At 42.3% G+C, this 12,312-nt stretch carries 14 protein-coding genes; 11 read left to right on the top strand and 3 right to left on the bottom strand.

Annotation, left to right across the window (positions count from 1 at the left end; translation table 11 throughout):
- Positions 1–70: 70 nt before the first annotated feature.
- Positions 71–625, bottom strand: a complete 555-nt coding sequence (locus FFL34_RS13605) for a beta-class carbonic anhydrase (RefSeq protein WP_138603892.1) — start codon at positions 623–625, stop codon at positions 71–73.
- Positions 626–860: 235 nt separating this feature from the next.
- Between FFL34_RS13605 and FFL34_RS13610 the strand changes: the two genes are divergently transcribed.
- The 4 genes from FFL34_RS13610 to FFL34_RS13620 all read left to right on the top strand — a co-directional run bounded on the left by FFL34_RS13610 (position 861) and on the right by FFL34_RS13620 (position 3,331).
- Positions 861–2,015 carry an MFS transporter gene (locus FFL34_RS13610; protein ID WP_138603893.1) on the top strand — a complete coding sequence of 385 codons (1,155 nt, stop codon included), beginning with the start codon at positions 861–863 and terminating at the stop codon, positions 2,013–2,015.
- Positions 2,016–2,196: 181 nt separating this feature from the next.
- The gene (locus FFL34_RS18950) at positions 2,197–2,370 is read left to right on the top strand and encodes a hypothetical protein (RefSeq protein ID WP_325053276.1); all 174 of its coding nucleotides are present in this window, start codon (positions 2,197–2,199) and stop codon (positions 2,368–2,370) included.
- Complete coding sequence (locus tag FFL34_RS13615; protein ID WP_325053277.1) at positions 2,355–3,002, top strand: S1C family serine protease; 648 nt, start codon at positions 2,355–2,357, stop codon at positions 3,000–3,002. The genes FFL34_RS18950 and FFL34_RS13615 overlap by 16 nt, the downstream gene beginning before the upstream one ends.
- Positions 3,003–3,028: 26 nt before the next feature.
- Positions 3,029–3,331 (top strand): hypothetical protein, encoded by a 303-nt coding sequence (locus FFL34_RS13620; RefSeq protein ID WP_138603894.1) that lies wholly within the window; start codon positions 3,029–3,031, stop codon positions 3,329–3,331.
- A 165-nt stretch (positions 3,332–3,496) separates the two neighbouring features.
- Here the strand turns inward: FFL34_RS13620 and FFL34_RS13625 are convergent, their stop codons facing one another.
- Entirely contained in the window at positions 3,497–3,733 is a 237-nt protein-coding gene (locus FFL34_RS13625) for a YhdB family protein (RefSeq protein ID WP_138603895.1), read from the bottom strand.
- A gap of 163 nt (positions 3,734–3,896) precedes the next feature.
- Here FFL34_RS13625 and FFL34_RS13630 point away from each other — a divergent pair, with 163 nt between their 5' ends.
- The 7 genes from FFL34_RS13630 to FFL34_RS13660 all read left to right on the top strand — a co-directional run bounded on the left by FFL34_RS13630 (position 3,897) and on the right by FFL34_RS13660 (position 10,571).
- Positions 3,897–4,592, top strand: coding sequence for a YhcN/YlaJ family sporulation lipoprotein (locus FFL34_RS13630; RefSeq protein ID WP_138603896.1), 696 nt, complete (start codon positions 3,897–3,899; stop codon positions 4,590–4,592).
- Positions 4,593–4,776: 184 nt separating this feature from the next.
- Positions 4,777–5,250 (top strand): S-ribosylhomocysteine lyase, encoded by a 474-nt coding sequence (locus tag FFL34_RS13635; protein ID WP_138603897.1) that lies wholly within the window; start codon positions 4,777–4,779, stop codon positions 5,248–5,250.
- A gap of 463 nt (positions 5,251–5,713) precedes the next feature.
- On the top strand, positions 5,714–7,084 hold the full coding sequence (locus FFL34_RS13640; RefSeq protein ID WP_138603898.1) for a dipeptidase: 1,371 nt from the start codon (positions 5,714–5,716) through the stop codon (positions 7,082–7,084).
- Between the two features lie 103 nt (positions 7,085–7,187).
- Positions 7,188–7,964 carry a C39 family peptidase gene (locus FFL34_RS13645; protein WP_138603899.1) on the top strand — a complete coding sequence of 259 codons (777 nt, stop codon included), beginning with the start codon at positions 7,188–7,190 and terminating at the stop codon, positions 7,962–7,964.
- 64 nt (positions 7,965–8,028) lie between these two features.
- Positions 8,029–8,787, top strand: coding sequence for a (S)-benzoin forming benzil reductase (locus FFL34_RS13650; protein WP_138603900.1), 759 nt, complete (start codon positions 8,029–8,031; stop codon positions 8,785–8,787).
- A 240-nt stretch (positions 8,788–9,027) separates the two neighbouring features.
- On the top strand, positions 9,028–9,780 hold the full coding sequence (gene map / locus FFL34_RS13655) for a type I methionyl aminopeptidase (RefSeq protein ID WP_138603901.1): 753 nt from the start codon (positions 9,028–9,030) through the stop codon (positions 9,778–9,780).
- Positions 9,781–9,806: 26 nt separating this feature from the next.
- A complete protein-coding gene (locus tag FFL34_RS13660; RefSeq protein ID WP_138603902.1) occupies positions 9,807–10,571 on the top strand; it encodes a cobalamin-binding protein in 765 nt (254 codons plus the stop codon).
- Between the two features lie 172 nt (positions 10,572–10,743).
- Here the strand turns inward: FFL34_RS13660 and nhaC are convergent, their stop codons facing one another.
- On the bottom strand, positions 10,744–12,144 hold the full coding sequence (gene nhaC / locus FFL34_RS13665) for a Na+/H+ antiporter NhaC (protein WP_138603903.1): 1,401 nt from the start codon (positions 12,142–12,144) through the stop codon (positions 10,744–10,746).
- Between the last annotated feature and the right edge of the window lie 168 nt (positions 12,145–12,312).

The following is a 12,312-nucleotide window of genomic DNA, read 5'->3' on the forward strand; positions in this document are numbered from 1 at the left end:
GGCTAGGCTCAAGTTTTTCTACTATACGCTGTTTCATAGTAACGACTACGTTGATTAAGCCAGATGCACATCAATCCCCTCTAGTGACGAGTTCCACCTTACCTGTTTGAGGATCAATGGTTAGCCCATGTACGCTTACGTAGGCCGGGAGCAGTGGATGATTTCGTATTACGGAAACACTTTCTTCTACTGATTTTTCAATCGTGTCAAAGCCTCCGAATTCGCTATCCAGGTCAATTCCGGCATGTTCGATCGTTTGCAGGGTTGCTTCTGATAGACCCTTCTCCATCATTCTTTTTTTGAAGGCATCTGTGTCGATATGTGACATCCCACAATCATGATGTCCGATAACCATGACTTGTTCAGCTTTCAGTTCATAAATTGCCACTAATATACTTTTCATTATACTGTCAAATGATTTGCGAAGAATAGCCCCGGCATTTTTAACCATTTTGACATCGCCATTTTGAATATTCAGTGCCTTTGGCAACAGATCAACCAGTCTAGTATCCATGCAAGTAAAAATGACTGTCCGTTTATTAGGAATATTGTCGGTCTGAAACGGTTCATATTCCCTTTGCTCTACAAAATTTCGATTGTATGTCAGCATTTCATCAAGGTGCATTTTTAGTCCTCCTAGTTATATTATGGTTTCACAATCATGTTAATTTTAACCATGTGTCACATTTATTTCTAATAAAGTGATATAAATCACAAGCGCGATTACGTCAATTGCTATAATGAGCTCACCATGTTAAAAGGGGAAAACATATGCCCTAGTAGCATGTTACTTAAAATTGTTTTTGCAAGCAAGGGAGAAGAATTTGTTTCCCATTAGTAAAGCCAAGGAGGAACGATTTATGGAACAAGTAAAAGGAAGTACTTCCGCATTAGTCTTTTCAACACTTGCCATGATTGTATCATTTACCATATGGTCTATGATATCACCAATGGCACAGGAAATTAAAATGCTTTACAGTCTGTCCGCAACCCAAGTGAGTGTCCTAGTAGCCGTACCAACGATTCTTGGATCCATCATGCGGATTCCATTAGGTATTTTATCCGATAAATTCAGCGGCAAATATGTTTATACATTGACTATGCTGTTTCTGATTCTTCCGCTGCTCGGTGCCAGTTTTGCTGATTCGTATGGCTGGATGCTGTTTTTCGCATTTTTTATTGGCATGGGTGGAACAACGTTTGCGATTGCTATTACATATGTATCAGGTTGGTATCCGCCTGAGAAACAGGGACTAGTATTAGGAATTGCCGGTGTTGGGAATATCGGAACAGCTGTAGCGGGCTTTATTATTCCGGCCATTGTTGCTTCGTATAGTATTGATTGGGCATTTCGAATTCTAGCAATCGCTATTGCCATTATGGCTGTTATCTTCTTCTTAGGGACAAAGGATCGGCAACAAGAAGGCAATAAAACACTAAAAAGTGCGCTGGAACCTTTGAAACATCAACAGACTTGGATGCTTTCCCTCTTTTACTTCTTGACGTTTGGTGTATTCGTGGCGCTTGGTCTATATTTACCTACGCTGCTCCAAGATTTGTATAATTTGTCACCGGTCGATGCCGGACAGCGAGCTGCAATCTTCGTTGTTTTAGCAACATTTATCCGTCCATTGGGTGGAATGGTAGCCGATAAACTTGATCCTAAGAAAATCTTGACCATTATATTTCTTATTGTCGCTATATGTGCAGGGTTCATTGCGTTCACATCGGAAAATATCATTTTATTTACGATATTCTGTCTGATTATTGCTGTTTTTTCAGGCATGGGTAATGGGGTGGTATTTAAAATTGTGCCGATGGTCTCCAAAGGGAATACCGGTTCTGTAACCGGAATTGTTGGTGCTGCAGGTGGTCTTGGCGGTTTCTTCCCACCAATTGTGTTAGGCATGTTCAGGGATATGACAGGCGGCTATTATCTAGGATTCATTCTGCTAGCGTTGTTCAGTCTCGGGTGTTTGGTCGTGAACATGCGCCGCAAAAAGGTCGTCCATTAAATATCATTTTTGCTGGTAAAATGATAAACTGAAAGTGGGATTTTTTGCTTTCGTTGGTTAGAGGCTTATGAATTTTGTTTCTAACATCAGAAAGGATAAAATATGGATGACCTTATAATAAAAACTTCGACATTCGTCATAGGATGAGGCGAGTGTCGAGTTTTTCTTAGGCGGTGGTCTCATGAATAAAGGAAAAGATGATCGCGATATCATTGATGACGATTTATATGAAGAGCTTGATGAAGAAGAACTATACGAACTTGTGGAGCAGGAACGAAAAAGATACATAGAAAAGTCACAACATGAACAGCATCAGAAACCAAAGCGTCCATTCCCGAAATGGGTGGCCTGCTAATTGCCATCGTAATGTTGTTAAATGTTGGCGCCCTTCTCCCAAAGACCTTTTCAATTCCGGCCATTGATTTTTTAATCACATCAGCTCAACTATCGACCCAGGAAAACATTCAGTCCTATAAAGAAGCGGTCGTGGTTGTGGAGACGGATGACGGGAGAGGCACCGGATTTTCCATAACTGCTGATGGGACCATTCTTACTAATCATCATGTCGTCAAGGGACAGAAAACTGTTACGGTGGCATTTCCGGAAGAGGGGCTATTTTCCGGTGACGTCGTGGAAACGTACCCAGATGTTGATCTGGCAGTGCTCCAAGTGGATGGCGAAAATCTATCGCACCTTGATTTGGCAACAGATAAATCGTGGCAGCCGGATAAGCAGCAAATTTATTTCATCGGAAACCCTCTCCGTTTTAGCGGGATTGCTAATAAGGGTACGGTGCTGGATTATATTACCCTTGAAGACTGGGAAAAGCCGGTTGTCATGATGGAAGCACCTGTTTACCGGGGAAACAGTGGAAGCCCGGTGATCAATCAAAACGGTGATGTCATTGGGGTTGTATTTGCTACATTAAAACATGATTCTTACGGCAAGGTCGGATTATTTATTCCTATTAATTATTATCATGACTGAATAAGGCTTGGTACATAAGAGATGAAATGATCGATTTCAAAGAACAACTGCAATCCTATGATCTGTCACTTGTTCAACTGGCCAAAGCCTCACCAAAGCATAAAGATGCCAGACGAACCGCAATAACTGTAGCGAAAATACTTTTTAGGGAGCCTGTTCTAAAGGATTATGTAGAGCGAAAGAAGAAATTGCCGATTAAGAACCTGACACAAAAAGTGCACGTCAGCAAAAAAATACTGGAACGGAGCAGGAAATTTATTCTAGCCACTTTTATCATTTTGACCGGAGACTTTACCTATCTTAGGGAGTATCTCAAGGTGCCTTTATGAAAAAAGTATTGTGATGGAAATCGTCAATACATCCAATTCTTTAATGCTGCGGTATTTCATTCTGAAGAGGGCAGATATGCTTGACTATGGAAAAGTATGGTATTTAAAGCTAAAGAACAGCATAACTAATGAAAAATGCACCAGGAAGACTGGTGCATTTTCGTGCTATATTTCCATGGCTACCGGTGGTGTATATTTCATGGCATGGTCAATATAATACAATAAACTGTCGTGTGAGTCGATAATTTTTGTTTGATCAGGTGAATAATGGTAAGCATGGAGAAAAAGTTGTATTTTTTTGGATAACATATCATCTTCTGTTCGTACCATCAGTACCAGTAGTTCATCCCATTGGCCCCACAACGTATAATATAAGGCTTTGTCATAATCCGGAATTTCCATTTTTGTACCCTCCTCCATTGAAAAGGATCAGTTTATAGTGTCCCCTGAATAGTAATTATATTGTCTGATGCATTGATGGTGTATCTTCCAATTTTTGTGAGCGAATAAATGATGTTTTCTGCTGCATACTAAAAGTAAACCGAAAGGAGGACTTGAGTTTAAAATGAAGTGGAAAATTTTAAGCATTTTATTTGCAGCAGTTTTTGTTCTGGGTGCGTGCCAAGCAGACAATGATGACCCTCAGAACAACAATAATGGTGACGACAATGTGGAACAGACTCGTTATGAAGGTGACCGAGACGCAGACAATAGGTTCGACCGTAACGATAATGTTAATGAATTCAACAATGGCAACCGTACACGGGATAGGGATAACCGCAATAACATTAATAACGGTGAAAATCAATATGAACTGGCCGATGAAGCAGCCGATCGGATAACCGACGAAGTGGATGGAATCAAGAATGTCTATGTTATGAAAACAGATAACAATGCTTATGTTGCTGCAAGATTAGACAATGATAACAATGTGAAAAACAATAACAATGTGAGAAACGATAACAATATAAGAAACAATAACGATACGGCTGATAATAACAACTACACCAATAACAACAATGCCACTAACATAAATCGTGACCGTGGACAAGAGGTTACCGATGAAGTGAAGAATGAAATTACTCGAATTGTTAAATCAGTCGATTCGGATGTTGATAACGTTTATGTATCGACAAACCCTGACTTCTTTGATCTTGCCGGCAATTATGCTGACGATGTTGACAGTGGAAAGCCAGTTAGAGGTCTTTTCGACCAGATGGGTAATATGATTGAACGAGTATTTCCACAAAATAAACGTTAAAATGTAAAATGAATGATAAGCGAGTGCCCACATAAGTGTGAGCACTCGTTTTTTAATAGGACCACATCAGCCACGGTCCCATGCGCATGCGTTCACAAATCCCTCTATTTTTGCTATTCTGAATATAGATTTTATAATGCCCAGAAAGATTATAGTGGGCGAACAGGAAAGGAGCGATCCATCCATGGCAGAGAAAATGAACGTGGAAAGTTTCAATCTTGATCATACCAAAGTGAAAGCACCGTACGTAAGGCTTGTAGGTGTTACCACCGGATCAAAAGGCGACAAGGTTTATAAATATGATATCCGTTTCAAACAGCCCAATAAAGAGCATATGGATATGCCCGGACTGCACTCAATTGAACATTTATTAGCAGAAAACATGAGGAATCATTTGGATAATGTATTGGATATTGGTCCAATGGGTTGCCAAACCGGTTTTTACTTAGCTGTTCTGAATAATGACAGTTATGATGATGTTGTAAAAGCACTTGAAAAAACGCTATATGATATTCTCGAAGCCAGGGAAGTCCCAGCATGCAATGAAGTACAATGCGGGTGGGCGGCCAGTCACAGTCTGCTAGGTGCGCAAACCATTGCCAAAGAGATGTTAGCTGGAAAAGATGAATGGCGGCAAGTCTTCGCAGAGGAAGTGTGATACAGGCTGTTATACACCAACCTTTAACCATGCGCAGACTGTTAAATGCCCACCATTTATCTTAACGTAATATCACAAAGAAGCTATTTGACACCTCAGGTTAAGCCCCACCATAAAATGTCAGGACGCATGAACGGGCTGTCATGCCTTACTTTTAAACGTGGGTAAACCACCTATGTGAAAGAAGGTAGCGGGCAGCCTGACCAATAATAACACGACCTGCACTAGCACGTCCTGTGCGTCGACAGGCTAAGAGCGCGACGTCCTGTCGCAACGCCTGCACTAGCACGTCCTGTGCGTCGAAATTTCCGTTGATTGAATGAGGTTTTACTTTATTTTTTGAAGGAAGCGTTTTACAGAAGGCTGCTTATTTGCGCAACGGTGTTAATTCCTGTGTCAACTGCTCTATTCGTTTTTCTGGCGTAATATGCTAAAATGGAACAAAATGAATGGAGGAATGATTATGAGTGAACAGGTAATCAATTACCTATCCGAAAATCGTGAACAGTTGCTGCAAAAATTGTATGATTTTTTATCTATACCGAGTGTCAGCACCGATAGTGTACATAAAGAAGATATTAAACAGGCAGCAGCCTTTCTGGAAAAGTATTTAAATGACATCGGATTTGAACATGTGCAGCAACAGGATACCGGCGGGCATCCGCTTGTGTATGCTGAATATAATCAGGCTGGAGCGGATGCACCGACTGTGTTATTTTACGGTCATTATGATGTGCAACCTGTTGACCCGATTGATCAATGGAAAAGTGATCCTTTCACACCAGAAGTGCGGAATGGCCGGCTGTATGCTCGCGGGTCAAGTGATGATAAAGGACAGGTTTTTATGCACCTTGCCGTTTTTGAGGCATATATGAAAACGGAAGGAAAATTACCGCTAAATGTTAAAGTATGTATCGAAGGTGAAGAGGAAATCGGCAGTGAACATCTATATGAGATGCTCCATGACAAAAAGGAACAGTTCGGTGCTGATTTTGCCGTCATCTCGGATTCAGGAATGGTTGCCCAGAATCAACCGACGATTTTGTACGGATTGAAAGGGTTTACCGGGATCGAAATTAATGTAACCGGACCTGACCACGACTTGCATTCCGGTATGTACGGTGGGGCTGTCCGTAATCCGGCGATGGCTTTAACATACATACTTGCTTCGATGAAAAGTGAGGAAGAAGTTATTACGGTGGAAGGTTTTTATGATGACGTCGAGCCGCTCTCTGAACATGAACGGGAACTGATTGCGAAAGTGGAAGGAGAAGACTACCGCGAATTGACTGGTGCTTTAGAGACGGTAAGCGAAAAAGGCTACACCGCTAAAGAACATACGATGGCACGGCCGACGTTTGAAATTAACGGTATATTCGGTGGCTATCAGGGTGAAGGCACGAAAACAATTATTCCTTCGCAGGCCGGTGCTAAAATCACATGCCGACTTGTCCCTGGTCAGGACCCGGAACATATCCAATCGTTACTGGAGAAGCATGTTCACGAGGTAGCGCCATCTGGTGTTACGGTCGATGTGAAAAAAGAAAAGTTGTCGGCCAAGGCATATAAGGTTGATCCGGATCATCCATTAATAAGAAAGGCAGCGAAAAGCTATACCGAGGCATTCGGAAAAGAGACAGTTTACGTACGGATGGGCGGGTCCATCCCTGTCGTGGAATGGATTGAAAGCATCTATAACATTCCGATTGTATTACTTGGCTTTGGTACACCGGATGATCGTCTGCACTCACCTAATGAAAGCTTTCCACTGGATAGTTTCGATAAAGGGATGGAAACGCTAGCTCGTTATTGGGATGAAATCAATAAAAAATGAGTGGTGATTAGTCCCTGTCCGACTTAAGACTGTAGATTTTGTATATGGTACAGACCGATAAAACAGATTATATTATTGCTTAACAGAGGTGTACCTTTAAATAATGAAAAAGTTGTTCGTGCTGCTGTTGCTTTCCAGTGTATTGATGGCATGTAATCACACAACGCTCTGGTCAGAAGCGAATGCCGTTCACAATACAAGTCCACGAGAAAAAAAGATGATGGACATTCCGAATATCGAAGCTGTCTCGAAGGTTGAAATGGCATCCCTGAAAGAACTTGCTGAAAAGACACCGGTCAGCACAGAACCTATCGATGTACCGCTGATTAATCAAATGGATGCACCAAAATTATATAATGGCTGTGAAGTCACCAGCCTGGCTATGATGCTAAATTACCATGGTTTTCAAACAACTAAAAATGAATTGGCTGCAAAAATTCCTCGTGTCCCTTTAACGTATGAAAACGGTCAGAAGGGCAATCCGAATAAAGGTTTTGTCGGGAATATGGAGGGTGGTCCAGGGCTCAGTGTTTATCATGGACCAATATACAGCCTTGCAAAGGATTATGCCGGTGATAAAGTTATTGATCTAACTGGTGCCCCCATAGCGTTATTGTATTACTATTTATCCTATGGGCTACCTGTGTGGGTAATCAGCACGGTGGACTTTTCTCCATCAGTGGATTTTGAGACTTGGCATACACCCGCCGGGGAAATTGATGTAACTTTTGATGTACATAGTGCCGTCGTTACCGGTTATGATGAGAATTATGTTTATGTTAATAATCCTTATGGCCAGAAAAATCAAAGAGTCAGAAAGAAAGACTTCAAAACCACGTGGGAACAAATGGGCAGCCAAGCAATCGTTATCACAGAATAGAATTGTTTAACAGACGAAATGAAAAGATACCATCATATTTCAATTTTAGGGGGATCAATTTTTTATGCGTTATGCAGTGGTTACCGGTGTTTCAAAAGGGTTGGGTGAATCAGCTGCCAAACTTTTGTTGGAATCAGGCGTGCATGTGATCGGCATTTCTAGAAGCATTAATCATTCGTTAAATGATTATGCTGAAGCGAATAATGTCTCGTATCAGCATTATTCTTGTGACTTGGGTGATATTGAAAAAACAGAGGAGGTGGCACAGGAAATCAGTGAGTCTGTTTTTTTTCAGGATCCCGAGACAGTATATCTGATCAATAATGCTGCTGTACTCGAACCAATCGATACATCCATGAATGTAAAACGTACTGATTTAGCGTACCATATCGGTGTGAATGCGATAGCGCCAATGGTATTGATGAATATATTTTTACAAAAGGCTACTGAACAAGATGTGCGATTTATTGGGACAACTGTTACATCCGGTGCAGCGGAACGACCTGTATATGGCTGGAGCGCTTATTGCACATCCAAGGCAAGTGTGAATATGTATACGAAAACAGCCGCGCTTGAACAGGATGAATTAAATACCGCAAGCAAAGTCATCGCCTTCAACCCTGGCGTGATGGATACGCAGATGCAGGAACAAATTCGCGCGAGCAGTGAGAATGAATTTAAGGAAGTTGACAATTTCAGGGAATACAAGCAAAATAATATGCTGAAAGACACGGATGTTATTGGCGGGGTACTTGTTGACATTTTAACGGATGAAACGAATATTATTAATGGCAAAGTTTATGATGCGAAAGACTATTTTTAATTGCGGTTAAGCTAGGTAAAAGTCCATTTCCAACCTGTTGTGCTGTTTAATTTGCTGATTATCATCAGTAAAACATATACAGGCGGCTATGGGCTATTACCGTAAATATGCAGGGGATGATTGATTCCTCTGCATTTTCTAGCGAATCAGCCATCGACAGGATAGCTATATATTTGCAGATCTACGGGTGACATGTCTAGCCTCCGCAAACAAACATCAACTGCAGAAAGGAAGTCAGAAATGATTACACGAAAAAGTAAGCGCGAAATTGAAAAGATGCAGGCAGCAGGAGATTTACTCGTCAAATGCCACAAAGAAATAGCCAAAATGATAAAGCCGGGGATTACAACGATGGAGCTTGATACGTTTACAGAGAAGTTTTTGGCAGAGCATGGTGCAACCCCTGAACAAAAAGGTTATAGCGGATATCCATATGCCATTTGTGCCTCCATTAACGATGAAATATGTCATGGTTTTCCGCGGGAGGAAGAATTGGCTGACGGGGATATTGTAACCATCGATATGGTCGTAAACTTGAACGGCGGATTAGCTGATTCTGCGTGGACATACAAAGTAGGAACAGTTGACGATGCGGCCGAACGGCTATTAAACGTGTCCAAAACATCCCTTTACAAAGGTATTGAACAAGCACTTCCCGGCAATCGAATTGGAGATATTGGGCATGCCATTCAGACGTATGCTGAAGGAGAAGGATTCTCGGTTGTTCGGGATTTCACTGGTCACGGAATAGGACCAACCATCCATGAAGAACCGCACATCCCACATTTCGGTCTGCCGAATAAAGGTACACGGTTAAAAGAAGGCATGGTGATTACGATTGAACCGATGATTAATGAGGGTAGCTGGCAGAGTAAGATGGACGGTAATAACTGGACAGCGCGAACAGTTGACAAAGGCCGGTCCGCGCAATACGAGCATACCGTTGTCATTACGCAAGACGGACCTCTCTTGACAACCGATCAGGATAAGTAATCGTATGTTCCGAAAGGGGGGGTTATTTGCGCGTTGTATCGATTTGTCCGAGTAATACAGAAATCATGGCCTATCTTGAGCAAACCAACCTGCTTGTTGGTGTCGATGATTATTCGGACTGGCCGGTAGAGATGCAGCAATTGCCGAAAGTTGGTCGGGACCTTTCCATTGATATGGACAAGGTAGAAGCACTACACCCGGATCTGATCCTGGCCTCGTTAAGTGTTCCGGGGATGGAAAAGAATATTGAGGTACTGAATGAAAGAAAGCTGCCGTTTGTTACAATGAATCCTAATTCGCTCGAGGAAATTGCCGATGACATCGAAACAGTCGGTAATGCACTGGGACTTAAAAACCTTGGGAAAGAAAAAGCGGCAGCCTTCCGTACAGAGATAGCTGCTTTTCGAGAACAGGCATCGTTAAAACGAGAAAGACCTTCCTTATATTGGGAGTGGTGGCCCAAGCCTGTTTTCACACCAGGGCGCCCCAACTGGCTCACAGAAATTAGTGAATTGGCAGGTGCCAGAAATATATTCGACACAGAAAACGAAGCAAACGTCCAAACAACATGGGATGATGTGAAATGGCGTAATCCGGATCATATTTGCATGGTTTGGGTGGGTGTACAGGAGTCAAAAATGCGCCCGGAATTGGTGAAGAAAAGGCCCGGCTGGAGTGAAATGAACGCCATTCAGAATGATCGTATCCATGTACTGGAAGAATCGCTGTTTTGCCGACCATCACCACGGCTTTTGAACGGGTTACGTAAATTGACGGATATTCTAGAATAAAGCTCTCCTTTAGTGAGGAGAGCTTTTTTAAATGAAGTTACTCGGATATCCGTTACTATAGACCGCAATGTTTGGCGTTTTCTCAATGAACTCTGGCGTTTTCATGTTAAACTTTGGCGTTTTTGTCAAAGGATGATTCATATGATGACGCCGATTGCATAAAACGGCAATATTAATTTAGCTTCTCTGACTTTGTCGATGTCCGCTGTGATTTGATGATTGTTTTACCACCAAATAATATGGTTATGATCGGACTAAGCAAACAGAAAAAGGCGAATGGTAAATACGTCAGTACCGGAACACCGAGAACATCTGCAATAAATACACCGCAGACGCTCCAAGGGACAAGCGGATTGATGACAGTGCCAGCGTCCTCTAGCGTTCTCGACAGTGCCTTGTTAGACAATCCGGCTTTCTGATACACGCCTTTAAACGTTTCCCCTGTAAGCATAATGGACAGATACTGCTCCCCGATCAACACATTTACACCAATAGCTGATGCTGCTGTTGACAATATAATTGCTCGAACCTTTTGCAGTTTTTCCTGAAATGCGGACAATATAGACGGAACAATTCCGGTGACAAATAGTAAACCACCGAATCCGAGTGCCAAGATAACAAGAGAGATGGTAAATAGCATATCGTTAATGCCACCTTTTGTCAGGAGGCTATTAACGGGTTCAAAACCGGTTGAGCCTGTATAGCCATCAAACCAGATTGCCCATATCTCCGTCCATGCCAGTCCGCTTGTTATACTGGCAAGGATGGTGGCTGTCATACTGCTTACAGCCAAGGAAATAAAAGCCGGCACTTTGAAAATGGTAGCTAGGATGAGTATGATCAGCGGAATCCAGGAAGTCCAGTAAATCAACCCCGTCTCCTCGAGGCCGGCCATATATTTATCCAGATTTTCTATACCCACTGAGGCATTAGGTGAAAGCATGGCAAACAACAAAAATGAAATGATAAAAGCAGGAATCGTTGTCAGGCTCAAGTGCCGTATATGCTCGAATAAATCCACCTCAACAATTGTTGACGCCAAGTTCGTCGTATCCGACAGCGGTGACATTTTATCACCGAAAAAGGCCCCAGATACGATGGCTCCTGCGGTAATCGCCATGGACGCATCCATGGCAGTCCCCATGCCGATGAAGGCAACACCAATCGTGGCCGTGGTAGTCAGGGAACTGCCGAGCGAAATCCCGATAATAGCGGTGACGGCAAACGCAATCGCATAAAACCAGGTACCACCAATTAACGAGAAACCGGTACTAATGAGCACTGGAATTGTTCCGCTGATCATCCAGCTGCTGATGAGTATACCAATGAGCAGGAACAGGAAGATGGCCCCCATGCCGGATTTGGCACCGGCTATCATTCCTTCTTCCAGATCTTTGAACGAAATTTTCCTGCTAAGCCCGTATATGACGATAAGCATAATAGCAATAAGAATTGGAATATGGGGTCGTGTTCCCAGGCCAATTAGAAAATAACTAATAAGACCGATTGTTAAAAAGAATATGAAAATAGATTCACCAAGAGCAGGCTTGTGTTTTGGTTCGATGGGAAACATCTGAAACAACCTCCTTATGTTTTTTTAGATACAGCCATATAAAAAAGGCTCCATCCCACATAGGGACGAAGCCTTACTCCGCGTTACCACCCTGATTGAAGGGTCACTAAACCATCATTTGTGGTTGACCCCTCCGCTCATGAAACATATCCGCTAAAATCTGAATGT

Origin of the sequence: Lentibacillus cibarius (assembly GCF_005887555.1) — a bacterium.
GTDB lineage: Bacteria > Bacillota > Bacilli > Bacillales > Amphibacillaceae > Lentibacillus > Lentibacillus cibarius.

Coding starts and splice junctions, on each gene's coding strand:
- FFL34_RS13650 (WP_138603900.1), top strand. CDS start 8,029: ATGCGTTATGCAGTGGTTACCGGTGTTTCAAAAGGGTTGGGTGAATCA.
- FFL34_RS13620 (WP_138603894.1), top strand. CDS start 3,029: ATGATCGATTTCAAAGAACAACTGCAATCCTATGATCTGTCACTTGTT.
- FFL34_RS13640 (WP_138603898.1), top strand. CDS start 5,714: ATGAGTGAACAGGTAATCAATTACCTATCCGAAAATCGTGAACAGTTG.
- FFL34_RS13610 (WP_138603893.1), top strand. CDS start 861: ATGGAACAAGTAAAAGGAAGTACTTCCGCATTAGTCTTTTCAACACTT.
- FFL34_RS13630 (WP_138603896.1), top strand. CDS start 3,897: ATGAAGTGGAAAATTTTAAGCATTTTATTTGCAGCAGTTTTTGTTCTG.
- map (WP_138603901.1), top strand. CDS start 9,028: ATGATTACACGAAAAAGTAAGCGCGAAATTGAAAAGATGCAGGCAGCA.
- FFL34_RS13645 (WP_138603899.1), top strand. CDS start 7,188: ATGAAAAAGTTGTTCGTGCTGCTGTTGCTTTCCAGTGTATTGATGGCA.
- FFL34_RS13605 (WP_138603892.1), bottom strand. CDS start 625: ATGCACCTTGATGAAATGCTGACATACAATCGAAATTTTGTAGAGCAA.
- FFL34_RS13615 (WP_325053277.1), top strand. CDS start 2,355: ATGGGTGGCCTGCTAATTGCCATCGTAATGTTGTTAAATGTTGGCGCC.
- FFL34_RS13635 (WP_138603897.1), top strand. CDS start 4,777: ATGGCAGAGAAAATGAACGTGGAAAGTTTCAATCTTGATCATACCAAA.
- FFL34_RS18950 (WP_325053276.1), top strand. CDS start 2,197: ATGAATAAAGGAAAAGATGATCGCGATATCATTGATGACGATTTATAT.
- FFL34_RS13625 (WP_138603895.1), bottom strand. CDS start 3,733: ATGGAAATTCCGGATTATGACAAAGCCTTATATTATACGTTGTGGGGC.
- nhaC (WP_138603903.1), bottom strand. CDS start 12,144: ATGTTTCCCATCGAACCAAAACACAAGCCTGCTCTTGGTGAATCTATT.